This is a genomic window from Mesorhizobium sp. WSM4846, from assembly GCF_055811415.1.
The window spans coordinates 1-24,644 of sequence record NZ_JBVVPZ010000061.1 but is presented as its reverse complement, the minus strand read 5'-3'; the positions used below and the strand labels follow the sequence as shown (position 1 = coordinate 24,644).

Sequence of the window (24,644 nt, the reverse complement as noted above, 5' to 3'; positions counted from 1 at the left end):
TTCTATCTGCGATGGTCAACGCGTGGAGTTGTCAGCGCCGTGGTGAAGGCCGCGTCTATCCGGTCGGTCTTCAGCTTGGACAGAACCACATTGCCGATGAGCGGCGCCAGCCCCTTCCGGCAAATCTCCGCGTACCGCTCGTGCGTCTTTGGGGCGACTGACGGCTTTATAAATGCCAGCCATTCATCAAGAAACTCGGCCGCCGTCTGCTTGGTAGGCTCGACATAGAGCCCTTGGTCGAGAACCGTGATGAGGCGCGAGCATTCTTTCTGTGCCTCACGCTTCGTGCCGCTGAAGCTATGCCATTTTCGCTTCTTCTTGCCGGTCTTCGGGTCGATCTCGCCGACATCGAGGACGATTGCCCAATGGCCTGGGCTGCGCTCGCGGATGTGACCTTTCATTTCGTCTCGTCCCTCGGATAATAAAGAAGCGGCGTTCCGCCTTTTTGGCGCAACCGTGTCACCCAGCCAGACTTTTCCCAAAACCACTTGGGTATGTATCGCTCTCGAAAGGCGTCTGGGTTGGCTTCTTCCTCCGCTTTCAGGCGTTCAATCTTTTCTACCCAGAAGGCATCTTGCTCTTCGTCTGACATTTCTAAGTATTTGTTATGCTCATCAAGCGACATCGGCGAGGTCAACATAGCGATGTTGAGATAGCGGGTTTTCGTCCCGTTCAGCTTTTTTCGCATCAGCCCGCTCGGCCGCCGCGTTGGCTTCGGCCAAACGCTTTTCGGATTCCTTAATGCCGCTTCGGATCGAGCGCGCATCCACAATCGCGGCAATGACGTTGTAGATCGTCACTATCATCGTATGCAGACCTGTCATGCCTCTTTGGGCGAGGTCTGCCTGCTGGCCTGCGAAGCTAAGGATGTCGGAAACCTCGCTTGCACCGTACGTTAGGTCGGCAGTTTCTCGGGTAAACATCTGGCGATAGATGTTATTCAATTCGGTCGCTTGATCCGACAGAAGTTCGACGCCAGCGCTGGCTGAGTCAACAACCTGCTCAAACTCATTCTTGACGAGTATGCCTATCTTGCACAGACGCCGAACGGCATCGGCTCGCGTCGCGAGGCGATTCGAGAACCGCCATTCGTCGATGTCGGCCAACTCCCCTTCCGAGAACATGATCGGTATTCGTTTTTCACGCGGCTCGACCATGAACGGACTCTCTTTTCCACAACTTCCATACAAAATCGGCACAAGCAGCGGAACACACTAGACTGGAAATCGGCACAAGTAGCGCCGGTTTAGCAGACAGAAGGTTTCCTCGTGATGACACTCGCAGAAGCACTCGGCAGGGCGACGGTACCCGTTCCTGTCGCGGGCAGGCTCTTCTTTTAACCTGGCTCGCAATGCCTCGTATGACGCTGCCAAGCGCGGCGACATTCCGACCGTCAAGATTGGTGCCAAGATCATGGTGCCGGTGGCGCCGATTGCCCTGCAACTCGGCCTCCGCTCAACGGCGGGGAGGGAGGCTGCTTGAGCGCTGTCCAGAAAGACCGGACCTGCAAGGGTAAGACCTACAACCTTGTGAGAAAGCACACCAAGCCATCGGCCAAAGAGAACGGCTGGCAGTGGTTGACGCGCGACTTCATGGAATCCGATGCGTTTCGATCGCTCAGCGGCAACGCCCACCGAGCGCTCTTTCAGATCCTTATAGAACATGTCTCCCATGCGGCGCTGTGCAATGGGCGGCTGATCGTGACCCACACGCAATTCATCGAATACGGCGTAACCGGCGAATATGTCGCCGACGCGACCGGCGAGTTGGAGTTCAAGGGCATCATCCGGGTTCAGCGCGGCAAAGCTGGCGACGGGACCTCGCATCCGAACACATACCGCCTGACCTTCACCGGTGATTATATTTTGCGCCAGCGACCAACGAATGGCGGCGATGCACAATGGCGATGGCAAAGGCGTGGTCAACGACCGTCAGGAAACAACAGGCCGAACAGCGCGGCAAGCTCGGGCGCAAGAAAAAAACGCCGCTTCGGACTTCCGAAATTCCCCGCTTCGTAGTTCCGAAATGCGCAAGGTGTCGCGATGATTTTCATACCGAAAAGGTCAAAGATTTCAATATCAGGCACATTTCGGAGTTCCGCAGTCCTATACATATCTTGGAGGGGATACCGATGCGCGGGCTGAGTCCTCATGCTATCGACGATGCGGTGTGCACGATACTGCCGTTTCCGACCGTTCGACGCGTCGGGAAGATTCGTCGGACCGTCGAAGTGCTGTCTGATCGAACCGGAAAGGGCGGAAACCATTATTGGAAACAAGTCGTCGCGGGCATGCGGACGCAAATGGTGTCCTCTGGCCTGGCCTGACGAGGTCATTGACCAAGAACTTCGGGCGTTTGCCGACGAGGTTTTCGGCCGAATCCGGAATTACTGTCAACCCGAAACCAATGGTGCAGTATGAAATCGATTGGCCTTCCGATGCCGCGAATTGCATCCGTGAAATATTGGCGGCCTAATCCATGACAGCAAAAACAAAAGTCCTTCCCACGCCCGATCACGCGCACTAATCGAACCCGTCGCGCCTCTTAAAGATCGACGGAAGCACCCTCACTATCGACCATACGGCAGCCCAGAAAGCCTTCGGATCATCGGACGAAGATTTCATCAATGGCTTCCTGCGCCAGATGGTGAATGTCGGCAGCCACGGCAAAACGCCAGACGATCAGGGCACGGCCTTTGTCGCCTCGATCGTGAAAGGCATTGAACCGCAGGATCAGATCGAAGCTATGCTGGCATCCCAGATGGCCGCGGTGCACATGGCGACAATGACGTTCGCCCGCCGCCTTGCTCACTGCGAAACTATCCCGCAGCAAGACAGCGCCGAACGTGCTTTCAACAAGCTCACCAGGACATTCGCGGCCCAGGTCGAAGCCCTAAAGAAATACCGCACGGGCGGCCAGCAGCACGTCACGGTGAAGCACGTCACGGTGAACGAAGGCGGCCAAGCTATTGTCGGCAATGTCTCGCATGGGGGGCAGGGTGACGGAAAAAAATAACGTCAACCTCATGAACCTAGCGCCTCGGTGTCATGCTCGGTCGAAGCGGACGGGTTGCCAGTGTCGATCGCCAGCGGTGAGGGGCAGCGCAGTCTGTCGCATGCACGGTGCGGGCGGTGGCGCACCTGAAGGCAAGCGGAACGGCAACTATCGCAACGGAGGCAGGACGAAACGCACAATGGCAGCTTTGGCGGTTGTCCAGGCAATGGCGCGGATATGTCGGCAGACGATCGATGATCTATCGGATTAACTGGGGACTAGTCGCCATGCTGCTCGCCGCAGCCTTCATTCTGGCGTTTTGCCTGCGTCCTTAGCTTGCGGCCTTGATCGAATGTAGCGTCAATTCATCCACCCGCGCAGAGTGTCCAGCGTTCGCTTTAGCCGCCCGTGTTCGGCTTGCGCTTCCGGCGGCGCACCTGAGGGCAAGCGTAACGGCAACTATCGCCACGGCGGGCAGACAAAGGAAATCATGGCATCCTTGGCCAACGTCCGAGCAATGACGCGGCTCTGCCGACAGACGCTAGACGACATCCGTTGAGGCTCCTGGGGGGGCATCGACAACCCTGCGCCATCTGAGCGTGCGTACCGGTCGGGTCGTCTCTCTTCTATAAACGCCACGAAAAAAGTTTTAGGACGGTTCGACGGCACGCGTGGGCAGTAGGTTCGGCTGTTGCTAGCTCTAGCTAACAATGATTCCTATGGCCAGGAACGTCATCGATACGGCGAACACCGGAGCGAGTAACCAGCGAGCTTGGTGGACACTATTCTCCATGGCCTCTCTCCTGTGAGCACATGGCGACAACGGGTGCCGGCAGTCGCGGTTCCGGGCTGCACCCCGTCGTCGTCCTTTGCGACAGCAAGGTCAGACTTAGGTCCCTACTTCAAGTAGACCGAAGCCCAATCAAGGAACGTTTGCAGCCGCCTGAGGTTGGGTGAGGCTGGCGAAGACCGCAACAGAACTCACGCAAGGAGCCAATTATGAGAATGCATCTTGCAACTTTCGCCGCGGGATTTCTGCTGCTGGCGGGCCTCGGTGCCGCTGCCGCTCAGGACGTTGTCATCGAGCCTGAACAGGAGACGGTCATTAAGGAATACGTGAAAAAGCAGCCGCTCGCATCGTTAAAAATCCCTGGAGTGGAGCTCAATATCGGCTCAACCCTGCCCGAGACTGTCGAACTTCATGAAGTCCCCAACACCAAATACCGCACCGTTGTCGTCGACAACCGGACCGTTGTCGTTGACCCAGGCACACGCAAGATCATCAAAATCATCGAATGAGCTAAGCGACTGGACCCGCCGTGCCGAAAGGTGCGGCGGGAAGCCATCAAGGGAGGAATGTGATCATCATGTCGAACCGTGAGATTGGAGCGTCCCAAGCGCTGCGAATGCGCGTGGCCGACCTCAATGAGAGGATGCGCGGCGCCCGGATTACCGAAAGTGAACTGAAGACCTTTCAAAAGGTCGCAGCCGTCATGGAGGACGGCAAGGGCAGAATCCCTGCCGATGATTTGATTGCCGTATCCTTTGTCGTCGAGGCGCTGGACAACCAACCCGGCTTCAATCTCTCCAGAAAGTGACACGCTGCAATGTCCCTCTCTCTCAACCTATTCTCCCCTTCCCGTTTGCCGGCCAATGATAATTCAGGGGTAGGAGAGGTAGCCATGGCTGGCGATCCAACCGTTCTTAACTCAGGCGAAAATGGCGGCGGCACCCTCATGGGTATCCATTGGTTTCACCCTCCGGTCTACATCGGAACCGACCGACCTGAGTTCACCTACGTGTGTATCAACGTCGAGGGCGCCGCGGCGGAACTCATGAAGTGGACCAAGCGGGGACCTAAGTGGAAGGAGGCCATCGAGGCCTGCGTCGCTCTCATTAAAGGCGAGCGCACGCCCGACGATGTAAGAAAGGCCTTCGAGGCTGCTGCCAAGGAGGAGGATGTGCTTCGTTCCTCTGATTAGGTCTCTGTGCGGATCGGACCCCACCACCGGGTTGCCGCGCGTGCCTGTGATCCGATCCCCCGCTCAGATGCCAAGCATTCTGAGCCGATTATCTCCGCACGGATCGATCTTGATTTTTCCTTCATTGGACCAACAAATGGGCGCTTGGGTTTTGTTCGGGGAGCCCTCAAGTGAACCTATGTTGGGCGCACAACCGGCTTAAGAAGGGTGGGAGTGCCATGCCGATCTATCGAAAAGCTAAAGAAGCTGGGGTCTTCAATCCGTCCGATGTCGCCTTGCTTGGCCGCGTGTTCGACCGGCTCAAGATCGACGGGCAATCCGAACAGCGGCGCCAAGCACTCGCATCCCGGATTCTTGCAAACTATTTGGCTGATATCACGGATGAGGACGAGCTTGTCTCGGTTTCCAAACTGCCGCTGGGGCGGTGAGCTAGTGATGACTGTGAGTCACACGATCGAGGGCGCGGCGGGCTTCGGCCAAATTCTCGGCCAGGATCTCTAGCAGGGCTTCGCTTTCCGGGAGGATATGTCCGCACCGGCGCTCTTGCTCTACAACTCTGTCTTGAAAGGACACCGCCTTCTCATAGTGAGTGACGAGGTTGGAATATAGCTGCTGCATCGCACTTCTCCCTGATTAGGCGAAAGCACGTTGCTCGCTCTCAAGCGCTCAATTGCCGGAAGGTATGGGCGACCGGGAAACCTACTCTTTTTAAGGGCAAAGCGCCACCATACACTCGCCAACCGAAAGCCCGTGACTAAAGGTGCCAACCGGCGGTTGGTGGACGCGACGCAGCTGGCGAGCGTAGGATTTTCACGATCCGGGCACACCCCCCGCCCACCCCTCGTGCCTGGTGAACGACTGATTGCCCGCCGTGCCGAGAGGGTGCGGCGGGTTTTTTTGTCTTCCGTCCGGGAACCCTGGCCGAGCAGGTACGTTCGCATCGCACAGCACTACTCCTTTGTGCTGAGAGATCGGATTGCTCCCTCCGATCCGATGGGCTCGCGTCCTCCCCTCGGGGCGCGGCCTTGCTACTCATAAAGTGGGACACAAAGTGGCCGAGGTGGACGAAAGCGGTCCAATCATGCGTTGACGCGTTCGAGGGCAGAGTGTCCCACCAAGAGGTCCGTGAAGCCTTTGAGTCGGCGGCCAAGGAGGCGAGCGTCTCGCCTGAGTAGGAGGTATTATGGCAACCCTTTGGTTCGTCCCTCCGGTGTTCGTGAAGACTGAAACGGAAGGTGCCAGGCATGGCTGCAACAATGCGAGGGCAGCCCTTGAGCAGCTCAAGAGGTGGACCCGGAGAGGACCTCACTGGCAAAAGGCGTGGACCCTCTGCCTGTCAGCACTGGAGGGCGATCCGATTGACCCTCACGTGATCCGAAAGGCTTTCGTGGCTGCCGCTAAGGAGGCGGAGATGTATCTCTCGCCCGAGTAAGGGACGGCCCGACGGCCACTTGGGGGGCGACTATCGGGCCTAGCCAAGGGGGGCGTTGGGATCGCTGGCCACGCGAACTATATGCCGCTACATGCATCATTCCTATTTTAGTAAATGGTCATGGTCCGTTCTCCTAGCCATCAAATCGGACGAGCCTAGAATCGAATAAGTACGTAAAATTGTAAGTACCGGACCCGGCCGACTAGAGTTCATTCCTCCGATGATGCCAACCTTGGTGGCCAAGCCGCCTCAAGGCGATGACTGGATGCATGAAGCCAAATTCGACGGCTACCGCTCCCAAATCATTATCGGCGCCGGCGGTGCGCGCATTTTCACCCGCCGCGGACTCGACTGGACCTCCAAATACCGCGATCTGGTCGAGGCAGCCAAAGGTCTCAACGTACAGAACGCCATCATCGGCGGCGAAGTCGTCGTCTTAAATGACGCTGGCCTTCGGATTTTGCCGCGCTGCGCAAGGCAATCACGAGGCGCCAGCACGACCTCTATTTCGTCGCGTTCGATCTGCTGCATCTCAATGGCCACGACTTGCGCGACATGGCACTTGAGGATCGGCGGGAAACCTTGGCCGGCCTAATAGGGTCCGACAGCCGCATCCAGTTCAGTGAGACAATGCCAGGCGAGGCTGATGCGATCTATCATCTGATCGACACGGCCGGCCTGGAAGGGATGGTGTCGAAGCGTCGGGACAGCAAATATCGCAGCGGCCCGACCACCAATTGGCTGAAGACAAAGTCCTTCACCGAAAGCGAGTTCGAGCTTCTTGGCGTCGAACGCGAGAGGGGCAAGCCGGCGTTTGCTCTGATGGCTGACCCAGGCAGCCGGAAATACGTCGGCAGTGCGTTCGTGAGCGTCAACCGCGAGATGCGGGAGCGGCTTTGGAAGCGGGTCCAGGAACATGCCGGGCCACCGCCCAAGGACATGCCAAAGCGGCCGGCAACGCAGTGGGTCAAGCCGGGGATCAAAGCCCGCGTGAAGCACCTCCGGGGCGAGAAAGACCTTCGGCACGCATCGCTGCAGGATTTTTGGGATGAGAGTTAGCCAGCGCTCCGAATAGGCGGCGGGCTTTTCTATTCACCCCCGAGCCATGAGGCGCTTCGAAAGCGCCCGCCACAACTCCGCTTCGTCGCTGAACCCGTTCTCGAAAGCCTCGATGACTTCGCAGGCGAGATGTTCCCGTTGGTCCTTGCCTTTTCGGGCTAGGCGGCGCTCGGCGCACAACTGGTCAAACACTCGCTGGAGCAACTCCAGATCGGTAGGTCTGAATATTCCGCTATAGCGCCTAAATGGCATGGCCGCTTGCCAAACGGCCAGTTTCCGGCCACGGCCCGCCTAAGAACGACATGGCAGGGAACCGATTTAACAAGCTCTGAGTTTCAATGTTAACCCAAGGTGAAAGTCTTAGGGAGCAACACAATGAAAACCATCCATCATCTCCTCGCCGGCACCGGTATGGTGCTGATTTCAAGTGCATTTTTCGGCTCAACGGCGACCGTTCCAGCATTTGCGCAGGCGATTGAGCGACATTGCTTCCCCGCCGAGATCGGGCGCTTGTGCCCGCCGCTCATCAATGGCGAGGGCCATCCGACAGGCACAGCTAGTAGGGACACCATTGCCGGCAGCGGCAGCGTCGGCGACCACGGCACCGGCAGCGTCGGCGGCACCGGCAGCATCAGCGGCAGCATTGACGGCAGCGGCACCGGCAGCGTCGGCGGCACCGGCAGCATCAGCGGCAGCATTGACGGCAGCGGCACCGGCAGCATCGGCGGCAGCGGCAGCATTGACGGCAGCGGCAGCGGCAGCATTGACGGCAGCGGCAGCATTGACGGCAGCGGCAGCATTGACGGCAGCGGCACCGGCAGCATCGGCGGCAGCGGCAGCATTGACGGCAGCGGCACCGGCAGCATCGGCGGCAGCGGCAGCATTGACGGCAGCATCGGCGGCAGCGCCACCGGCAGCATCGGTGGCAGCGGCAGCATTGACGGCAGCGTCAGCGGCAGCGGCAGCGTCGGAGGCAGCGTCGCGCGCTGACAACGGCGGGCAATAGCGGCAATGTTAACGCCGGATTCGGCAACGGTGGCGAAGGTCCTGCCGACGAGATCGAGATTGCCTGAGTCATGACCTGACCGCGATCAGCGCCGCGAACGCATCGCGGGCAGCCTGTCGATGCGGAGCCAGCCGCGCTTCGTGCCAGCTTGTCGGGATGTAGCGGTTGATCGCCACCTCGACCAACGCACGCGAACCACGCAGATCGCGAACCAGCGCATTGGCCTCAACCTTTCGCCGACCTTGACTGGCGATGTAGTTCTGGACGTAGGGCTTGCGGTGATCGGGGTGACCCGGATCGCCGAGGTCTTTGCCGCTGCCGGTCCCCAAGTTCTCGATCCAAGGCAGGCCGAGGTCGTCGATCTGCTCGCGTGTCAGACCGATGCGCTCCACGCGGATCGGCGACGGATCGAAGTCGACGCTTTGACGTTGGCTCAGTCCATCAGGCTCGACTTGATAACATCGGAGATCAGCAGGCCAGCGGGATCGTGGTCGCCGACGTAGAGCAGGACGCACTTCCGCCCGGCTTCGTGGTGGGTCTTGAACCGCATCAGCATTCGGCGGCGCAGGTTGATGTCGGCGAAGCCCTTGCTGGGGGCAAGGGGTCGTCGGTTCGAATCCGGCCACTCGGACCAAATAAATCAAAGGCTTAGCCGGGAAGTCCCTAGCCGAATAAGCTCAAAAATCGGAAAAAATGGGGGTCCTCTCGGGGTCCATAAACCGGGGGGAATCGATGCCGCAAGGGGAAAACTAAATCGAATTCCTTCACCGAATGCGAGTTGAACTTCTCGGAGTTGAACGCGAGAGGGGCAAGCCGGCGTTTGCTCTGATGGCTGACCCAGGCAGCCGGAAATACGTCGGCAGCGCGTTCGTGAGCGTCAACCGCGAGATGCGGGAACGACTTTGGAAAAAGGTCCAGGAACATGCCGGGCCTCCGCCCAAGGACATGCCAAAGCGGCCGGCAACGCAGTGGGTCAAGCCGGGAATCAAAGCCCGCGTGAAGCACCTCCGGGGCGAGAAAGACCTTCGGCACGCATCGCTGCAGGATTTTTGGGATGAGAGTTAGCGACCAGTGGCAAGGGATCAGCATTCAGGATTTATATTCCTCCCCGTTGCGGCGAGCCCCTCAACGGAGATCGCCATGCCCCAAAAGACCCTCGCATCCTGGCCGCCCGCGAAAGCATCTATGTCAATTGCGGACACCCGATGTGCTGCAAATCGACGAAGCTCGACATCCGGGCGCTGATTGACAGGCTCGGCCGTGACCACAGCTCGATCCATGACGATCTGGTCGGGCTCTTTGTCTGCTCAGCTTGCAAAGCTGCCGACCGTGACCGCCGGCCGGTGTTCTTCCCATGCATTCCTGACTACGAAGGCCAGCAGCGGGCGCGCAATCGCGACTGGAAGCCAACTTTCGAACGAAGGGGCTGAAAGTCGCCGGCGCCGCTTGGGGGGCGTGGGGGTAGATTGCCTGGGGCGCCGGCTGGGCGGATTGGGGTCCGCAGATAGGCCGAACCGACAAAAGAGCGGATAACGCGCTGCTCAGTCTCCTTTGATATCTGAAGACGCGAATCCTGGGGGCTGCCCTGCGGTTTTTTTCCGGACGCTCCGATTCCCAAGCAAAGTCAACAAAGGGGGGTGGCGGCTCGATGGCCGAGCTTCATCGTTTGCAGACGTTAGGAACGAAGTTAGGAACGGACCTGAAATCCAACCTTCTCCAGGCGCCAAACTAGCGCCAGGAACGTTGATATCACAATGGGAGCTCCCGGCGATGTCACTGAATCCGTAGTTCGAACCGAGATAGAATGTGATATCGCCGGGCCGGTGTCGTTCGCCGGCGTATAGGAATAGGCCGGTCTCATCATGCAAGGCCTTGATTGTAGTCGAAGCAGGGCGCCGCGCTCCAGCGCGGTCAGGCGGTCGACTTCGTTGGCCGCTCAGTGCTCGGATATGAACCGGTCTAACGCGGCTAAGCGGTACCACGATTGCTGACAGCGATCAGTTGAGGTCAACTCGCGCGACGGCGTAAGCGTCAAGCGAGACGACCCGGTCATCCAGCTGTCTCACCGAGCTTTCCATGAAATTCGAATCTCTTGCCGCCCGCTCGAACTGGTCGGCAGCGAGAAGAGCAATGCGGGCCTTGATCGGCCTTTCCGAAAGCTGGACGGATTGCGTTTTGGCAGTGAGGTTTGAGAGCCACAGCGTCGTGCGCCCGTCTTTTTCGGCCGCGATCGCCGCGATGCTGTCAGTTCCGGAAGTTCCTACAGACAGTAGGGTGGCCCCGTTAAGCTTTGAGAGGCCTGCCATGACCTGGAAAGCGGGATACACGATTCGGCCTTCCTGTTGGTCAAACCACGGCTGCACGAAATCGGTCTTCCTGTAGACGTATCCGAATGGGCCGGTGAAGTCGCCGAATGCGACGGCCTCGATTCCCTCGCGCGCGCTGGCCGCGAAATAACCAATTGTCCAAGCCGCATTGAACAGGCCGCGCTGCCGAGGATCGATGCGGCTCAGACAGACGCGACCGTTCGCTTCATTCGGTGTAGTGGACTTTCCGTAGGGGTTCTCGCGGCAGCCGAGCTGACTGGGACCTATACGCAGGGGCAAGCGGTCGCCCATGAAAGCACGGGTAGAGCGGATCAGATGGGGGATAGCCTGAAGCGTCTCCATCACGGAGACATCATCTGCTGCGTGCACGTTTGGACAGGTGGTGAAGGTTGCGTAATCGAGCACTCCGGGTGGCGGACGCTTGCGATTTAGCTCGGTGAAGTATGCGGCCATGCCGCCGCCCAGCGGCACCCCTGGGAAAGCCCGGCGAGCGGCGGCGTAGATTTGCTCGAAGGTGGGCATCGCCGGCCACGGTGCTCCCGGCTGCACCGACGTCATGTCCTGCGCCGGAAAGACGGAAACAGCTTCCAGGTCGAGGCCAACGGTGTGGACAGCCGTCCCAATCGGCTCTAATTCGCCGAAGGGATCGAGCGTGCCCTTGGTGATGATCTCAAGTACGACGCCAGCGCCGGTCAACTGTGCCAGGGCGGTGTAACTTTCAAGTTCATCCTGGCCGTGCCCGAACCGGAGATCGACTTGGCAGACCATCCACTGCGGAGCCAATCGTCGAATGAGCTCGGCGACTTCAAGCGCGTGCTTCGCCTCGTCGGCAGCGACGCCGATGCCAATGCGGGGCACTCGACCGATGGCTCTGCCGATCGTCAGGTTGATGGATGGATTGGGCTTTTTGGAAGACCCGGCAGGGAGCGTACCCAACAGCTGAAGTCGGACGGCCTGCGTGAATTTCTCGCCTTTCGGCAATCTGTAGGGCCACGGGCGACGCAGGGGACGGACATAGGTTTTGTAGGAGGCGTCGGACCAATTGCGCTGATCCTCCATCTCAAAGGCGTCACCTTCCATGGTGCATGTGGCCCAGATTCCAGGCACGATCTCGTGCGAAAGCGCGCGAATGTCGGTGAACGGACACCTAGGATCGATGTAGTCCGGAAAAAGCGAGAGTTTTTCGCGACCGTCCTCGTGCAGCACCTTTACAGGCTTGCCGGCCAAACCCTCGATCGGATGCAGCACGAGGAAGCCGGTTCTGTTGGTCAATACGTCAGTTTCGGGCTCTGCCTCCACCACAAACGACAGTGCACCGTCGCTCCCGCCCGCGATCCGCGCCTGGTAGACCAGCCGACCGCACGCACCGGCGCATGTTCCACGGTAGGCGACGCTGAACGCATCCGGCTTTTCATCGATCTGGAGGTCATCGAGAACGGGCGTCTCGGTTCCCCAGTTCTCGTCCCGTACGAGAAATGAGATCCCGCGCAGAACCTCGACCCCGCCGATACGCACATAGCGTATCGCCCCATTGTCAAACTTGACCGACAAGGGTCCCGCGCGCAGTGTCCGCAACTGCGGATCGACCTGTTCGGTCCCACACAAGCGGATTGCTCGAGATGCTGCCGTGGTCAAATCGCTCTCTCGGTCTTGGCGTCGAAAATCGAGGCCCGGTTCATGTTGATGTCGATCGGCAGCCTCTCGCCGGGACGACTGACGTCGTGCGCCTGCAGTTCCGCCATCACCGGCGCGCCGGCCAGGCGGAAGGTCGCATAGCTGCGCGAGCCGGTCGGCTGCAGCAGGTCGATCGTTGCGTCGTAGCGAAACGTGCCCTGCGCAGGTGTCGCAGCATGAGCGCGCGTCAGATGTTCTGGCCGCAGTCCAAGCAGCACCGCCTGTCCGTCAATGGCGCCATTCAGGCTCCGGCCGGGGGCAACCGGAAGCAGCGCCTCGGAGAGCCGGATGGCGGCAGCGCTGCCGTCCAACTTCAGCGTGCCCGGCAGGAAGCTCATGCGCGGCGAACCGAGAAAGCCAGCGACGAAGGTCGAGGCGGGGCGCTCGAACAGGTCGAGCGGCGCGCCCTGCTGCTCGATCATCCCGTCGCGCATCAGCACGATGCGGTCAGCCAGAGTCATCGCTTCGATCTGGTCATGGGTGACGTAGATCATCGTTGTGGCAATGTCCTGGTGAAGGCGCTTGATCTCGCCGCGCATCTCGTCGCGAAGCTGCGCGTCGAGGTTGGACAGCGGCTCGTCGAACAGGAAAATGCGCGGGCTGCGGACGATGGCGCGGCCGATGGCGACGCGCTGGCGCTGCCCGCCGGACAATTGACGCGGAAAGCGCCCGAGCAGCGGGGTGATGCCAAGCATGCGCGCCGCCTCGGCGACGCGCGCCTCCACCTCCGATTTCGGCATTTTTCGCGCCTTCAGGCCGAAGCCAATGTTTTTCGCCACGTTCATGTGGGGATAAAGCGCATAGTCCTGGAACACCATCGCCACGTCACGGTCGCGCGGTCGGAAATCGTTGACCACTTCGCCGCCAATCTCGATCGTGCCTTCCGAACTCTCCTCCAGCCCTGCGATGGTCCTCAGTAATGTACTCTTGCCACAACCGGACGGGCCGACCAGCACGGTGAACTCGCCGTCGCGAATGTCGAGGTCTATGCCACGCACGGCATGGAAGGCGCCGTAGCGCTTGTGCAAGCCGGTTATCCTGACTTCGGCCATGCCGACCCTTTCTATCCGCGAACGGCGCCGAGCGTCAGCCCGCGCACGAGATGTCGTTGAGCAAGTACTCCCAGCGCGATCGACGGCACGAGGGAGACGATGGCCAGGGCTGCCGCCTCGCCATATTGCGCGCCCTGGAAACCAATGAAGGCGCGAAACACCGTTGGCAGGGTGAAAGCAGTGCGGCTGGTCAGGATCAGCGCGAAGAAGAACTCCGTCCAGCAGGCGATGAAGGCGAAGACCGCGGCCGCGACGATGCCTGGCGCGGCGAGCGGCACGGCGACGCGCCAGAACGCCTCCCAGCGCGTGCAGCCGTCGACAAGGGCCGCCTCCTCCATCGATTTCGGCATGCCGCGGAAATAAGCGAACATCATCCATACCGACACCGGCAGCGTGAACACCGTATAGGCGATGATCAGCCCGATATGCGTGTCGTAGAGGCCAACGCCGCGGTAGATCAGGAACACCGGCAGCACGATGCCGATGGGCGGCAGGAAGCGCTGCGACAGCACCCAGAAGGACAGATGCTGGCCGCCGGTGTTGTAGCGCGCCAGGCTGTAGGCCATCAGCGTGCCGAACAGCGCCGAGAGCACCGTTGCCGACAGAGAGATGATCAGGCTGTTGATCAACCCGTCGAGGCCGCGATAGGCGAACAGGGCAGCTTCATAGTGAACAAGGGTAGGGGCGGTGGGGAACCAGACTGGCGGCACGGTGAGGTAGTCGTCGCTCGGCTTGATCGATGTATTGAACATCCAGTAGAGCGGCCACAACACGAAGACCAGGAAGAAGCCGAGCAGCATGATGCGGCCGACGGGTATTGATCGGCGTTTCGGGCGACGGACAGGCGCGACGGCCGCCATCACACCGGCTCCGTCTTCAAAAGTCGCCGCACCAGCAGCATCACTACGAGCGCGGTGAAGATCAGGAACAACCAGCTTCCGGCGGTCGCCTGCGATAGATGGAACTGGGTGAAGCCGACGGTGTAGAGATAGTAGGAGGCGGTGTAGGTCCGCGTGCCTGGCCCGCCGCCTGTCATGATGAAAATAGTATCGAACATGCGGATTGCATCGAGCAGCCGAAAGGTCAGCGCCAGCAGCATCATTGGCGCGAGGTGCGGCAGGGTTATCGCCCAGAACGCCTGCCAGGCATTGACCCCGTCGAGTTCCGCCGCCTCGTAAAGGTTCGGGGGAATGGCGGTAAGCCCGGCGAGCAGGATGACGAACATGAACGGTGTCCACTGCCAGACATCGGCGATAATCAGCGAAAAATAGAGCCATGGCGATTCGGTCATCCAGCCGATTGTCACCTCCTGCCCCAGAAGTTGGGTCAAAATGTAGTTGGTCGGCCCGAAAGGCCGCTGCAGCAGCAGCGTCCAGGCCTGGCCGACGATAACCGGGCTGATGAACAGCGGCACGATCAGGATCGACATGATCACGCCGCGGCCCGGAAAGCTGCGAACCATGGTCAGCGCCACCAGAAGGCCGAGAACGAATTCGATAGCGACGCTAATCCCCGAGAGCCACGCTGTCAGCCAAAGCGACCAGCGCGCGACGGGATCGAACACGACGCGCTCGAAATTCTTCAATCCGACAAAGGCGTGGCCCGGCACCTGGAAATCATAGTTGATGAAAGACACGACTAGCGAGAACAGCAGCGGATAGACCGACAGCGCCAGGATCAGCAGTACTGCTGGCGCCACCAGCAGCCATTTGAAGTGGCGGTCCGCCCATTGTGCGAAGCCCGACAGTCGTGGCGGGGCGCCAGCGGCCTTCAAGCGACTGATGGTTGCGGTAGGCTGCATCGATTACATCCCAAAACCTGCCTGACGGTTGCGACAGGTGTTGCGGACCAAGCGCCCGCAACACCGATTTTGGTCAAGAATACCGGCCGGCGTCCCTGATGCAGGCCGAGGTCAGAGGGTGACCGCCATACCGAGCTTCTCCACCGTGTTGTCGGCAGTAGCGCCCGGCAGTTTCAGGAACTCGGTGTAGAATGCCTTCTGCGAATCGACGCCGAGCCGGTCGGTCGTCTCATTCCACTCGGCCGCCGCTGTTTCTAGCGACGCCTTCGGATCCGCACCGGCCCACACAGCCGTGCACATGCGGTCGATGCTCAGGAAATAGTCCTGCGCGCCGGGCATGATCGGGTCGAGGAGACCGACATTGGCCGAGCTGTTAAGATTGCTCAGGTACTCCTTGGCGCTCGGGAACAGCGCGCCGTAAAGCTCGGATTTGAAGTGGGAGATGCGGTAGGGATCGCGCAGGGCGTAGGGCAGCATGCAGCGCGCAAGCGAGACGGGCGGTGAGCAGACCCACTGCATGAACAGGTAGGCCGCTTCGGGGTTAGCCGAATCCGCCGACAGCGCCTTGTTGAAGCCGGTCGCATGTTCAGGATTGCCGGGCACGACGGCATAGCCGACCTTGCCGGCGATCTGTGATTGCGGGATGAAGTTGATTGCAGTAGCCGACTGCGAATAGTTCGCGGCCATGCGGCCAGACGGCGGCCAGGAGTAGATCATCGCTACCTTGCCGGTCAGGAACGCCGCCCACAGCGAGACGGCGTCGAGTTCATTGTTGCCGGGGATAGACGCCGCATTGGCTGCAATCATGTTTTGCAGCGTCTTCACGCCAGCATCTGAAACCAAGCCGGCTTTCATGTCATCGCCGAACAGTTTTCCACCGTTGGCGCGGTACTGTTGCAGAAAGTCGAACTGATTGCCGGGACTGCCCGCCTTGCGGAAATGGCCTGCGCCATAAACGTTCGGCGCCATCTGGTCGGTGATGAACTGGGCGATCTGGGCATATTCCTCCCAGGTCTTCGGCGGCGCCAGCTTGGCGTTGAACTTGGCCTGATAGGCCTCAACCATCTTGGGATCCTCGAAGATGTCCTTGCGGTAGTAGAGAGCGAACATGTCGCCGTCGTCGAAGAAGCCCCAGATCTTGCCCTTGTAGGTCGGCAGCGCCTTGTAGAGCGGATGATAGTCCTCGAGGTCGGCCGGGTTCATGTATTTGGCGATGTAATCGTCGAGGGGTGCGATGACGCCGCCATCGGCTAGCGAGGGCGTCCAGGCTGGCGAGATGTCGAGGACGTCATAGGCGCCTGAGCCGGCAATGTGCTCGGCAACGGCCTTGGAGTACTGGTCCGGGTTCGACAGTTCGACCACGTTCGACTTCATGCCCGTAAGCTGCTCCCACATCGGTCCACTGAAATTGCGCGGATCGAGAGCCTGCAGGCCGACCTCGTAGGTCATGTTCAGCGTGACACCCGAATGCGCCTTGGCGGCCTCGACGGCGCGGAAGGCGGAACCATCCGCCGGGCCTTCCATCGACGCCTTCATGGCCGCCGCCTGTGCCTGGCCGAGCGGCGAACCGGCGTCTGCCAGTTCGAGCTTCTGCTGCGCTAGCGCCCAATCTGTCATCATGGCGAGCATCGGTCCGGACGCCGCCAGCATGCCGGTCATCTGGCCGAAGCGGGTTATGAAGGTTCGGCGGGTGGTCTCGCCGCGCATAAAGGCGTCGACCTCTGCTTCGAGGCCTGCCTGAAAGTCACGCTTGTCATGATCGTTCATAGTGCTTGGTCCTCCCATTTTCGTTTGCCTTCACTCGTCCGCGGGCGCGGCGATCGAGTGTTTCTCCCGTGAAGCCGCCGCGAAGCCTGTGGCGGCGCGCCGAATTCTTGACTCCTACGTCCCGAAGCGGGCAGCGAAACCGGCCAGCCGATCCTTCCATGCCTCGCTTGAAAGCACCTCGCGATTGACCACGCCGCGCGGCTCGCGGCCGTGCTGGACCTCGATGACCGCCTTCACGTCGGCGGCACCGTTGCCGGCAAAACACTGGTCGGTCCAACAAAGCGAGTGCGGCGTCAGGATAACGTTGTCGAGCCTGAGGATCGGGTCGTCGGCTTCCGGCGGCTCCTGCTCCAGCACGTCGAGCCCCGCGCCGGCGATGCGGCGCTCCCGCAGCACTTTCGTCAACGCCTTCTGGTCGACGATCGGACCGCGCGCGGTATTGATCAGGTAAGCCGTCGGCTTCATCAGGGCGAGCCGCTCGGCATTCACGATGTGGTGGGTCTGAGGCGTTAGCGGACAGCTCACCGACAGCACATCGGCGCGGCGGAATAGATCTTCCAGTCCGACCAGTTCGATGCCTAGTTCGGCAGCGACCTTGCTGTCGGCGAATGGGTCATGGGCGATGAATTTCATGTCGAAGGGCTTGGCCAAGCGAAAGACCTCGGCGCCGATGTTGCCGATGCCGAGCGATCCCAGCGTCCGCCCGACGAGGCCGACGCCCATATGCTCCGAACGCTTGTCGAACCCCTCACGTCCCTTGCGGGTCAGCGCATCCTTGGCCAGCAGTTTGCCGGTCATTGCGAGCATGAAAGTGATGACGGATACGGCGACAGGCCGTCGCACGCCGTCGGGCGTAATGACAAGGGCGATGCCAGCGGCGGTGCAAGCCTCGACGTCGACGGTATCGTAGCCGACCCCGAAACGGGCAACGACGGCCAGGCGGCCGCCCTTCGGGACACTGGTCGCATCGAAGCGATGGGCGAGCAGGATCAGCGCATCGAAGTCCTCAAGCTGTTCGGCGCGCAGCGGATTGTTTGATTCCAGAAACGCCATCTCGACGCCGGGCGCATTGCGCAGCGGCGTCAGGTCGAAATCGGGAAAGGTCGGCGAACCGTCCGGCTTGCGGAAATCACTGGAGAGCGCCACCCTGAACATTGCGTTGGCCATCGTCTCCTCCGCCTCACTCGCACCCGGCCCGGATCTTTGAGACCGCGTCGGCCATCGCATCGTGCAGAACCCAGACGTCGCCCGAATAGCAGATAAAATCGAAGCCTTGCGCGTAGAAGTCGTGACCCTGCTGGACACTGGGTACCAGGCGTCCAAGCGATTTGTTGTGCTTCTTGGCGGCCGCAACAATCTTGTCCATTGCGGTGGTGAAGGTGGGATGGGCGAAGTCGCCGGGAATGCCGAGTGAGACCGACAGATCGAAATGTCCGACCCATAGACAATCGACCCCGTCCAGTCCCGCGATGCCGTCGATGTTCTTGACGCCGTCGGCGGTCTCGATCAGGCAGATGAACACTGAGCGCTGGTTGGCCGCTTCGAATTTTTCCTTAACCGAGCCTGGGCGGTAGCGGTCATGCGCGATCTGCAGCGCCACACCACGCGCGCCTGCAGGATGGTACTTCATCGAATTGATGATGTGCTGCGCCTGTTCGACCGTACTCACCATCGGCGCGATCAGGCCTTCGGCGCCCAAGTCCATGGCACGTGCGAGGAAATGATAGTCCTGCGACGGCACACGCACCATAACCGGCAGGTCGGCCGCCTCGAAATAGCGGATCGCGCTCTTCACCGTCTCCAGGCTGAAGCCCGAATGCTCCATATCGAAGAAGACGAAGTCGCAGCCGGCGGATTTCAGAATGTGCCCGATTCCCGGCGTCGCGAATTCGGCGACGAGCGTGCCGAGCTTGACCCGTCGATGCGCAGCCAACCCCTTGAGACTAGACTCTGACATGCGCTTCCCTCCCCTTCGCCCCGAAGGGCGCAATCCGATTATGCTTTGTTCAAGGCGTTGCCTCGAGAACGAGGTCGCAGATCGTCACCAATTTGGTGTCAACGAGCGGCGCGCTTTGCGTGTTGAATTCATCGAAATGCGCCGTCCGGCAGTGTTCGTCGAAGGCGGCCTCGCTGTCGTAAATCTCGTAGAGCACGAGCCGGTCCGGTTCGCCGCGCGCCTCGGTCACGTCAAAGCGGCGGCAGCCGACCTCGTTGCGTACCGACGCGGTCGCATTGGCGTCAACGAGCTTTCGGAAGCTGTCTCGGGCGCCCGGCTTGAGGCGGAAATCGACCCAGACAACGTAGCCGGTCATCACTTGGGCCTCGCGATTTCCAGATAACGCTTAGACACATATTCCAGATGCCTGCGCATCGCCGCTTCGGACCGGTCCGGATCGCGCGCGGCGATTGCCTCGAATATTACGCGATGGGCCTCGTAGGCTTTGCGGTCTTCACCTTGGGCCAAAGTCGTCCGCCGCTGTTCGAGCAGCCATTCGGCCAACGCCGCATGGATAGCTGTGAAGATTCGATTGCGGGTGATCACCGCCAGCACGTAATGGAAGTCCACGTCCGTGCGTTCGAAGCGCGTGAAATCGCCGATCGATTGCCGATTCAACTCGAGCGCCTCCCTGAGGCTTTCAATGTCCTCTGGCGTGGCATTTACAGCGGCGTTGCGGGCAAGCCCGACCTCGAAAAATAAACGCGCATTCTGAAAGTCGTGAACCCCGCCCGGGGCCGAAATCATGTGCCGCGCCGGCCCTGAGAGGGCGTCGATTACGAATTGGGGCGTGGGGCGGGTGACCCGGGCACGCTCGCCGGATCTCACCTCGACAAGGCCCATCTTGCTCAGATGCAGTAGCGCCTCTCGAATCGAAGGACGACCAACCCCGAACTGCCGCATGAGTTCCCGTTCGGACGGGAGCCGGTCGGCTTCGGCCACTTCTCCCTTGCGGATCATCCGCTCGAGGTGTTCTGCGACCTCGTCCGAAAGCTTCCGCTGTTTGATCTGAACACCAATCACTTGGCATACCTTTTATACCAGTTCAGCACGCTATTGCCGTCCTGCCCTCATGTCAAACACAACAACTCGTATCTCAAACGCTCCTCTCCAGCGGCGGCCCGTCCGGCGGCATCTTCGGATGTGCGCGAGATCCGCCCAAACGGGCAGAGAAGTGGCCGGCGCCTGTTTCAGGGGGCAGGGGTAAGATCGCCTGAGTGGCGCCGGCCAAGGCGGCGCTGGGGGTCAGCCGGGGGAACGGCCAGCGGCTTTGGTTGCGAGGGGGACTGGCAGCTAGAGGCCGCTGGGCCTGACCAGCGAGCCTTTGGGGTGCTCGCCTGGCTGGCGAATACATGCGCTCAATCTAATGGAATCGAAACAAGCGAATGAAGTACGTGGCGGTAATTCCGCTGTGTAAAAGCCATAAGGTGTTCCGAATTGGGTCAATTAGTCTGGCACCGCAATTGCATGGGCGAGTGGGGGGCCTCGCCGCTTCGCAAATGGAGCGGCGAGCCTTCATTATTCCACAGGCTGCCACGGAGTTGAGAAATGCTGAGGTGCCAACCGCAGGAACCCGCCTGTTCAAACCAGCATGCCTTTGATCACGCTCAATGCCACACGCGGGGGGCCGAGATGTTTTTCAAGCGAAGAACCGCGGACCATCTGTCAGACGATCCTATAATCCGCGGAGATATCGCCGACAGGGTACTAAAAGCCACCGCGAGCAATGGAATTCCCCCGATTTCATGGGAAGGTGGCCGGCGCCGCTTGGGGGCGTTGGGGTAGATTTGCCTGGGTAGGCGCCGGCGCCAGGCAGGATTGGGGTCTCCCACCGCAGGAATAAGCTAACAGAGGCAAATGAGGTGGGTATGGCATGATCGCTGAAGGTGGCCCGGAGCATGGCACCGGCTTCTCCGGAAATCGCCGAGCTTTACACCCAAAAGGAAAGTCGGCTGCCCATCTTTCAATGAGCATTGCCTGAACCCGCCGACCTGCGGATTGCCAGTGGCCCCGCGATTCGTAGCTTCGCCGGAACGGAGGCGTGCCGTCTAGCAATGTACTCGACATTGCGGCTGCGAGAATCCGCAGCACGAAGGCTACCCCGTAAGCCCTACCAGCGGCGGACTTCGCATCGAATATGGCGATGAGGGCTATATCTGGGAGGGCGAGCAATTGTTCCAGGGAGAGCGCTTCTGTGTTTGTCCTGTTCGTCGGAGAACGAAGCTACGTGGCACGACGTGATAGACGACATTGCCTACAAGCCAGGGAGCGACTTAGAGGCTTGCCACACCATTGAGCGGGTTCTCCTCAGTTTGAGATACGCTATTAGCAGCGCCAGCGAAAAGCGGCGTAGGTCAGCCATACGAGAACATTTATTGCAGGCTGTTTTGACGCTCAACGATTCAATTCTGCCGCAGACGGTCGACGCCTACATTGCAGGTCGAGAGGCAGGCGAACCTTGCGGTATCGCCCTGATCTCAGCGCTTCTGCACTCCCGCTGCCGGCGCATTTCGTGCCCTTGGCGGCCGGGCGTAATCAGGCGCCAGAGACCCCCTCGTGCTCAGCTTCTTGATCAGCCGCCGCTGCTTCCAATTCAAGCCGCGCCAAATGGGCCCTGATCTCCTCAGGCTCGGCATGCTCGAGCCCGACGACATTGTTCCTCGTTTCCTTCAATCCGACGATAATTTCATCGAGCTTCGCATGGATCGCAGCAGTGTCGCGATAGCCCTGAATCAAGGACCACGCCGGTAATCACTATCGCAGCGACCGAAAGCGCATAGGTGATTACGTTTGTTAGCCCAAACGGAACCATCGCAGTGCAGGCTATCATCGCGACGATCAGCACATAGAAACCTGGCGGTCGGGATAGAAAGTCGGCGATCACAAAGAGAAATCGGTGCATGCGAATCCCCCAACAAACCACGTAATCCCGATTGGGGCCGCATTTCAGGGTGCTCGTCAATGGCACCCTCATTTTTGGCAACTGCCCGTGTTCCGTCCTCGGGCTGTCCCGATCTGGGGCGGGCGGAACTCCGCTTATTGTCGGGGGCGCTTGGAACCACGGCAGACACGCGGCGTTTGGCGTTCTCACAGGAGAGAAGCCATGCCCGACAACGATGAGGAATTCAAAAGCAAGTTTTGGGATTCGATCCGTTCCGACATGACGGCAATGATCGGCGTGCCGGGCGTCCAACCTCGACCAATGACAGCGCAGTTCGATGGTGACCGCAACGTTATCTACTTCTTCACAGCGAAGGACACCGACTTGGCCGAGGCGGTTGCATCTGCAAAGGAAGCGATACTGGTCTACTCCGCCAAGGGACACGACCTGTTCGCCACCGTCGAAGGCACCCTGAGGATCGACGATGATCGGGCAGTCATCGACCGATTGTGGAACCGCTTCGTCGCCGCATGGTTCGAAGGAGGGAAGGAAGATCCGAAGCTGTGCTTGCTCAGGTTCGATCCTGCGGATGCCGAAATCTGGAAAGATGCATCCAGCATCGTTGCCGGGGTGAAACTTTTCCTCGGGATGGGCGACCCGAAAGAGGACTACAGGGACAGCGTGGCACAGGTTCGAATGAAGTAACCGGACCTGTTTAGAACGCAGAGCGGCATCGGCTATCTGACATCCACGCTGTACATGTTCGATGAGCTACACCCAAACCCAGCCGGCTCCCTGCGTCCGTCTTAGACAAGCGAAGGTCAGCGGGGTGTAGAAATTGATGTGCCTATAAGGACCGGACATACGTCTGCAGCCGATGTCCGCAACTGCGCCGCTACTGACGAATGTGCGACGCTGCCGACATTAGCTCCTGTATATTCGGAGCGCCGAACAGGCCGCCATCGAGAACCTCGGTGGAGGTCCAACGAACGACACCGTCGCGGTCGAGCAGGAACTGGCCGACGAGCTGCCCCATGCCGGTGGCCATCATCTGCTGATCCGCTTCCGTGATATCGTAGCTGTCCTTCTTGTTCAGATATTCGAGCGCCGCAAACGGGTCCATCGGCTCCGGCATCTCGCCCGGCAAGTCGACCCGCATCGACTTCGCATCGCTCATCGAAACCTTTTGCGGCCATGCGCTCTCGTCTTCGGTGATCTGCATATTCGGCAATCCAAAGGCGCGGTGTGAAGTCCGCTCCGGATCGGATGCCGCGAGCAGGCCGAGCATCGGATGGTACCGCAGATAGAGGCGCGCCCGCTCGATGGGCGTGTTGACCACTGTCAGGCTTTCGATGCCCCTCTCGTTGAGGGCTGAGGTGAGCTGCGAAATCGTCGCGATATGACGCCTGCAAAAAGGACAATGGAGACCTCGATACAGCCCAACCAGCACTGGTTTCTCGCCACGGAAATCGTCGATAGCGATTGTGCCCTCGCGGGTAATCGCATCGAGCACGAAATTGGGCGCCGTTTCGCCCAGTTGCAGAGGGCCTACGTCGGTGCGGTCAGACATGTGCTTGATCCTCCTCGCGGGTCAATCCAGCAACGGAAGCGCGGCGGTACTTCCGGCTCCAGCCGTGTTCGGCACATACTTCCTGTGCGTGTTGAAATTGCACTGTAGCACAGAGATGGCGGACGTTGGGGCGCTACCACTTTCCGAGCTTGATTTCCGGCCATTTTCGCGCCAAGATTTGTCAAATGCTGAAGCAAACGATATAGATAGGGGGCGATAAACTATGAATAGTAAGGCCTTGACGCAGGCTGTGGCCTATCTTCGTACCTCGTCCGCAGCCAACGTTGGCGCCGACAAAGACAGCGAAAGGCGCCAGTGCGAGGCCATCGAAGCATTTGCCCGCTCAGCCGGCTTTGAAGTCGTTGAGACCTACTACGATGCAGCGGTGAGCGGCGCAGATCCGGTTACCGCGCGCCCTGGCTTTTCTGCCATGTTGGAGCGACTGCTCTCCAACGGCGTACGCACCATCTTGGTCGAGACCGCCTCCCGCTTCGCCCGCGATCTAATCGTTCAGGAGACTGGCTACGAGATGCTGAAATCACGTGGGATCGAGCTGATAGCCGTCGACAGTCCCGACAGTTTTGTTGGCAACACCCCGACGGCGAACCTGATCCGCCAAGTGCTCGGCGCGGTCTCGGAGTTTGAGAAGGCGATGCTGGTGGAGAAGCTCAAGGGTGCCCGCGAGCGCAAGCGCCGCGAGACCGGCAAGAAAGTCGGCGGGCGCCGAAACTATGCCGAGATTGATGGCGGACCTGAGCTGATTGCGCTCGCAAAGAAGCTGCACCGTTATCCGGTCAATGGCCGGCAGCGGACTCTGGCTGATGTAGCGAAGGCGTTGGCGGACGCGGGGTATCTGTCGAGTGCTGGAACGCAGTACACACCGACTGCAGTCTCGCGGATGCTGGTATCAAGGATATGTGAGCGCACCACGCCACGAAAGGTCGACGCCAAACCATCATCGTCGAGGTTCGAACCAATCGCCGCAGAACTGCAACATGAGGCCGCTGAGCCCGAAACGCGGACACCGCTCGGGTCGCGCTGGTAGCCCCCGGCACCCGCCTCGCCGGGGTTCGTCGGTGGCGGGGGTGGGGGGTGGCTTGTGG

Annotated in this window: 28 protein-coding genes and 2 pseudogenes; 13 read left to right on the top strand and 17 right to left on the bottom strand. The window is 60.1% G+C overall.

What is annotated here, in order from left to right; all coding sequences use genetic code 11:
- Nucleotides 1-2 precede the first annotated feature (2 nt).
- Genes AC0L15_RS30805 through AC0L15_RS30790 form a run of 4 tightly spaced genes read right to left on the bottom strand, consistent with a single transcriptional unit; the run spans nt 3 to nt 1,925 of the window.
- Nucleotides 3-401 carry a tyrosine-type recombinase/integrase gene (locus tag AC0L15_RS30805; RefSeq protein ID WP_473498096.1) on the bottom strand — a complete coding sequence of 133 codons (399 nt, stop codon included), beginning with the start codon at nt 399-401 and terminating at the stop codon, nt 3-5.
- Complete coding sequence (locus AC0L15_RS30800; protein WP_473498094.1) at nt 398-625, bottom strand: hypothetical protein; 228 nt, start codon at nt 623-625, stop codon at nt 398-400. Before AC0L15_RS30800 ends, AC0L15_RS30805 begins: the two co-directional genes overlap by 4 nt.
- Complete coding sequence (locus tag AC0L15_RS30795; protein WP_287250015.1) at nt 615-1,157, bottom strand: hypothetical protein; 543 nt, start codon at nt 1,155-1,157, stop codon at nt 615-617. Before AC0L15_RS30795 ends, AC0L15_RS30800 begins: the two co-directional genes overlap by 11 nt.
- Nucleotides 1,158-1,214: 57 nt before the next feature.
- Complete coding sequence (locus tag AC0L15_RS30790; protein WP_473498093.1) at nt 1,215-1,925, bottom strand: hypothetical protein; 711 nt, start codon at nt 1,923-1,925, stop codon at nt 1,215-1,217.
- Between AC0L15_RS30790 and AC0L15_RS30785 the strand changes: the two genes are divergently transcribed.
- The 6 genes from AC0L15_RS30785 (at nt 1,901) to AC0L15_RS30760 (ending at nt 5,404) form a co-directional block, all read left to right on the top strand.
- On the top strand, nt 1,901-2,326 hold the full coding sequence (locus AC0L15_RS30785; protein ID WP_473498092.1) for a DUF6074 family protein: 426 nt from the start codon (nt 1,901-1,903) through the stop codon (nt 2,324-2,326). The genes AC0L15_RS30790 and AC0L15_RS30785 overlap by 25 nt on opposite strands.
- Nucleotides 2,327-2,643: 317 nt before the next feature.
- A complete protein-coding gene (locus tag AC0L15_RS30780) occupies nt 2,644-3,015 on the top strand; it encodes a hypothetical protein (protein WP_473498091.1) in 372 nt (123 codons plus the stop codon).
- A gap of 978 nt (nt 3,016-3,993) precedes the next feature.
- Entirely contained in the window at nt 3,994-4,293 is a 300-nt protein-coding gene (locus AC0L15_RS30775) for a DUF1236 domain-containing protein (protein WP_287250008.1), read from the top strand.
- 68 nt (nt 4,294-4,361) lie between these two features.
- Nucleotides 4,362-4,592 carry a hypothetical protein gene (locus AC0L15_RS30770; RefSeq protein ID WP_287250089.1) on the top strand — a complete coding sequence of 77 codons (231 nt, stop codon included), beginning with the start codon at nt 4,362-4,364 and terminating at the stop codon, nt 4,590-4,592.
- 84 nt (nt 4,593-4,676) lie between these two features.
- Nucleotides 4,677-4,976: a DUF982 domain-containing protein gene (locus tag AC0L15_RS30765; protein ID WP_287250007.1), complete on the top strand. Its 300-nt coding sequence runs from the start codon at nt 4,677-4,679 to the stop codon at nt 4,974-4,976.
- A gap of 218 nt (nt 4,977-5,194) precedes the next feature.
- Entirely contained in the window at nt 5,195-5,404 is a 210-nt protein-coding gene (locus AC0L15_RS30760; protein WP_473498090.1) for a hypothetical protein, read from the top strand.
- A 1-nt stretch (nt 5,405) separates the two neighbouring features.
- On the opposite strand, the gene AC0L15_RS30755 is transcribed toward AC0L15_RS30760, so the two are convergent.
- Complete coding sequence (locus AC0L15_RS30755) at nt 5,406-5,594, bottom strand: hypothetical protein (protein WP_254024235.1); 189 nt, start codon at nt 5,592-5,594, stop codon at nt 5,406-5,408.
- 299 nt (nt 5,595-5,893) lie between these two features.
- Here AC0L15_RS30755 and AC0L15_RS30750 point away from each other — a divergent pair, with 299 nt between their 5' ends.
- The 4 genes and pseudogenes from AC0L15_RS30750 to AC0L15_RS30735 all read left to right on the top strand — a co-directional run bounded on the left by AC0L15_RS30750 (nt 5,894) and on the right by AC0L15_RS30735 (nt 8,457).
- A complete protein-coding gene (locus tag AC0L15_RS30750) occupies nt 5,894-6,151 on the top strand; it encodes a DUF982 domain-containing protein (RefSeq protein ID WP_473498100.1) in 258 nt (85 codons plus the stop codon).
- Between the two features lie 8 nt (nt 6,152-6,159).
- Nucleotides 6,160-6,408, top strand: coding sequence for a DUF982 domain-containing protein (locus tag AC0L15_RS30745; protein WP_473498089.1), 249 nt, complete (start codon nt 6,160-6,162; stop codon nt 6,406-6,408).
- 220 nt (nt 6,409-6,628) lie between these two features.
- Nucleotides 6,629-7,467: pseudogene (locus AC0L15_RS30740) on the top strand (ATP-dependent DNA ligase).
- 411 nt (nt 7,468-7,878) lie between these two features.
- A complete protein-coding gene (locus AC0L15_RS30735) occupies nt 7,879-8,457 on the top strand; it encodes a hypothetical protein (protein WP_473498088.1) in 579 nt (192 codons plus the stop codon).
- An 84-nt stretch (nt 8,458-8,541) separates the two neighbouring features.
- Here AC0L15_RS30735 and AC0L15_RS30730 read toward each other — a convergent pair whose 3' ends face one another.
- A complete protein-coding gene (locus tag AC0L15_RS30730; RefSeq protein ID WP_473498087.1) occupies nt 8,542-8,865 on the bottom strand; it encodes a hypothetical protein in 324 nt (107 codons plus the stop codon).
- 436 nt (nt 8,866-9,301) lie between these two features.
- Between AC0L15_RS30730 and AC0L15_RS30725 the strand changes: the two genes are divergently transcribed.
- Complete coding sequence (locus AC0L15_RS30725) at nt 9,302-9,538, top strand: hypothetical protein (RefSeq protein ID WP_473498085.1); 237 nt, start codon at nt 9,302-9,304, stop codon at nt 9,536-9,538.
- A gap of 932 nt (nt 9,539-10,470) precedes the next feature.
- On the opposite strand, the gene AC0L15_RS30720 is transcribed toward AC0L15_RS30725, so the two are convergent.
- The 10 genes and pseudogenes from AC0L15_RS30720 to AC0L15_RS30675 form a co-directional block, all read right to left on the bottom strand.
- Nucleotides 10,471-12,435: a D-apionate lactonase family protein gene (locus AC0L15_RS30720; protein ID WP_473498083.1), complete on the bottom strand. Its 1,965-nt coding sequence runs from the start codon at nt 12,433-12,435 to the stop codon at nt 10,471-10,473.
- Nucleotides 12,432-13,526: an ABC transporter ATP-binding protein gene (locus AC0L15_RS30715; RefSeq protein ID WP_287250001.1), complete on the bottom strand. Its 1,095-nt coding sequence runs from the start codon at nt 13,524-13,526 to the stop codon at nt 12,432-12,434. Before AC0L15_RS30715 ends, AC0L15_RS30720 begins: the two co-directional genes overlap by 4 nt.
- A gap of 11 nt (nt 13,527-13,537) precedes the next feature.
- Complete coding sequence (locus AC0L15_RS30710) at nt 13,538-14,386, bottom strand: carbohydrate ABC transporter permease (protein WP_029351805.1); 849 nt, start codon at nt 14,384-14,386, stop codon at nt 13,538-13,540.
- A complete protein-coding gene (locus AC0L15_RS30705) occupies nt 14,386-15,327 on the bottom strand; it encodes a carbohydrate ABC transporter permease (protein WP_077383818.1) in 942 nt (313 codons plus the stop codon). The genes AC0L15_RS30710 and AC0L15_RS30705 overlap by 1 nt, the downstream gene beginning before the upstream one ends.
- 111 nt (nt 15,328-15,438) lie before the next feature.
- Nucleotides 15,439-17,094 carry an extracellular solute-binding protein gene (locus AC0L15_RS30700; protein WP_287063789.1) on the bottom strand — a complete coding sequence of 552 codons (1,656 nt, stop codon included), beginning with the start codon at nt 17,092-17,094 and terminating at the stop codon, nt 15,439-15,441.
- 114 nt (nt 17,095-17,208) lie between these two features.
- Nucleotides 17,209-18,261, bottom strand: coding sequence for an NAD(P)-dependent oxidoreductase (locus tag AC0L15_RS30695; protein WP_473498080.1), 1,053 nt, complete (start codon nt 18,259-18,261; stop codon nt 17,209-17,211).
- A gap of 13 nt (nt 18,262-18,274) precedes the next feature.
- The gene (locus tag AC0L15_RS30690; RefSeq protein ID WP_473498078.1) at nt 18,275-19,051 is read right to left on the bottom strand and encodes an HpcH/HpaI aldolase family protein; all 777 of its coding nucleotides are present in this window, start codon (nt 19,049-19,051) and stop codon (nt 18,275-18,277) included.
- Between the two features lie 49 nt (nt 19,052-19,100).
- The gene (locus tag AC0L15_RS30685; protein WP_287063795.1) at nt 19,101-19,406 is read right to left on the bottom strand and encodes a putative quinol monooxygenase; all 306 of its coding nucleotides are present in this window, start codon (nt 19,404-19,406) and stop codon (nt 19,101-19,103) included.
- Nucleotides 19,406-20,113, bottom strand: coding sequence for a transcriptional regulator NanR (gene nanR / locus AC0L15_RS30680; protein WP_473498076.1), 708 nt, complete (start codon nt 20,111-20,113; stop codon nt 19,406-19,408). The genes AC0L15_RS30685 and nanR overlap by 1 nt, the downstream gene beginning before the upstream one ends.
- A gap of 1,512 nt (nt 20,114-21,625) precedes the next feature.
- A pseudogene (locus AC0L15_RS30675) lies at nt 21,626-21,992 on the bottom strand (low affinity iron permease family protein).
- A gap of 201 nt (nt 21,993-22,193) precedes the next feature.
- Between AC0L15_RS30675 and AC0L15_RS30670 the strand changes: the two are divergent.
- A complete protein-coding gene (locus tag AC0L15_RS30670; RefSeq protein ID WP_473498074.1) occupies nt 22,194-22,676 on the top strand; it encodes a pyridoxamine 5'-phosphate oxidase family protein in 483 nt (160 codons plus the stop codon).
- Between the two features lie 190 nt (nt 22,677-22,866).
- On the opposite strand, the gene AC0L15_RS30665 is transcribed toward AC0L15_RS30670, so the two are convergent.
- A complete protein-coding gene (locus tag AC0L15_RS30665; protein WP_473498072.1) occupies nt 22,867-23,541 on the bottom strand; it encodes a peroxiredoxin-like family protein in 675 nt (224 codons plus the stop codon).
- A gap of 223 nt (nt 23,542-23,764) precedes the next feature.
- Here AC0L15_RS30665 and AC0L15_RS30660 point away from each other — a divergent pair, with 223 nt between their 5' ends.
- Nucleotides 23,765-24,586: a recombinase family protein gene (locus tag AC0L15_RS30660; RefSeq protein ID WP_473498070.1), complete on the top strand. Its 822-nt coding sequence runs from the start codon at nt 23,765-23,767 to the stop codon at nt 24,584-24,586.
- Nucleotides 24,587-24,644: the final 58 nt, after the last annotated feature.

Excerpts from the sequence above, each read along its gene's own strand:
- AC0L15_RS30800 (WP_473498094.1), bottom strand. The coding sequence starts at position 625 with ATGTCGCTTGATGAGCATAACAAATACTTAGAAATGTCAGACGAAGAG.
- AC0L15_RS30700 (WP_287063789.1), bottom strand. The coding sequence starts at position 17,094 with ATGAACGATCATGACAAGCGTGACTTTCAGGCAGGCCTCGAAGCAGAG.
- AC0L15_RS30755 (WP_254024235.1), bottom strand. The coding sequence starts at position 5,594 with ATGCAGCAGCTATATTCCAACCTCGTCACTCACTATGAGAAGGCGGTG.
- AC0L15_RS30735 (WP_473498088.1), top strand. The coding sequence starts at position 7,879 with ATGGTGCTGATTTCAAGTGCATTTTTCGGCTCAACGGCGACCGTTCCA.
- AC0L15_RS30690 (WP_473498078.1), bottom strand. The coding sequence starts at position 19,051 with ATGTCAGAGTCTAGTCTCAAGGGGTTGGCTGCGCATCGACGGGTCAAG.
- AC0L15_RS30685 (WP_287063795.1), bottom strand. The coding sequence starts at position 19,406 with ATGACCGGCTACGTTGTCTGGGTCGATTTCCGCCTCAAGCCGGGCGCC.
- AC0L15_RS30770 (WP_287250089.1), top strand. The coding sequence starts at position 4,362 with ATGTCGAACCGTGAGATTGGAGCGTCCCAAGCGCTGCGAATGCGCGTG.
- AC0L15_RS30775 (WP_287250008.1), top strand. The coding sequence starts at position 3,994 with ATGAGAATGCATCTTGCAACTTTCGCCGCGGGATTTCTGCTGCTGGCG.
- AC0L15_RS30765 (WP_287250007.1), top strand. The coding sequence starts at position 4,677 with ATGGCTGGCGATCCAACCGTTCTTAACTCAGGCGAAAATGGCGGCGGC.
- AC0L15_RS30725 (WP_473498085.1), top strand. The coding sequence starts at position 9,302 with ATGGCTGACCCAGGCAGCCGGAAATACGTCGGCAGCGCGTTCGTGAGC.
- AC0L15_RS30785 (WP_473498092.1), top strand. The coding sequence starts at position 1,901 with ATGGCGATGGCAAAGGCGTGGTCAACGACCGTCAGGAAACAACAGGCC.
- AC0L15_RS30745 (WP_473498089.1), top strand. The coding sequence starts at position 6,160 with ATGGCAACCCTTTGGTTCGTCCCTCCGGTGTTCGTGAAGACTGAAACG.
- AC0L15_RS30805 (WP_473498096.1), bottom strand. The coding sequence starts at position 401 with ATGAAAGGTCACATCCGCGAGCGCAGCCCAGGCCATTGGGCAATCGTC.
- AC0L15_RS30780 (WP_473498091.1), top strand. The coding sequence starts at position 2,644 with ATGGTGAATGTCGGCAGCCACGGCAAAACGCCAGACGATCAGGGCACG.
- AC0L15_RS30660 (WP_473498070.1), top strand. The coding sequence starts at position 23,765 with ATGAATAGTAAGGCCTTGACGCAGGCTGTGGCCTATCTTCGTACCTCG.
- AC0L15_RS30665 (WP_473498072.1), bottom strand. The coding sequence starts at position 23,541 with ATGTCTGACCGCACCGACGTAGGCCCTCTGCAACTGGGCGAAACGGCG.
- AC0L15_RS30705 (WP_077383818.1), bottom strand. The coding sequence starts at position 15,327 with ATGCAGCCTACCGCAACCATCAGTCGCTTGAAGGCCGCTGGCGCCCCG.
- AC0L15_RS30670 (WP_473498074.1), top strand. The coding sequence starts at position 22,194 with ATGCCCGACAACGATGAGGAATTCAAAAGCAAGTTTTGGGATTCGATC.
- AC0L15_RS30695 (WP_473498080.1), bottom strand. The coding sequence starts at position 18,261 with ATGGCCAACGCAATGTTCAGGGTGGCGCTCTCCAGTGATTTCCGCAAG.
- AC0L15_RS30715 (WP_287250001.1), bottom strand. The coding sequence starts at position 13,526 with ATGGCCGAAGTCAGGATAACCGGCTTGCACAAGCGCTACGGCGCCTTC.
- AC0L15_RS30710 (WP_029351805.1), bottom strand. The coding sequence starts at position 14,386 with ATGGCGGCCGTCGCGCCTGTCCGTCGCCCGAAACGCCGATCAATACCC.
- AC0L15_RS30760 (WP_473498090.1), top strand. The coding sequence starts at position 5,195 with ATGCCGATCTATCGAAAAGCTAAAGAAGCTGGGGTCTTCAATCCGTCC.
- AC0L15_RS30795 (WP_287250015.1), bottom strand. The coding sequence starts at position 1,157 with ATGGTCGAGCCGCGTGAAAAACGAATACCGATCATGTTCTCGGAAGGG.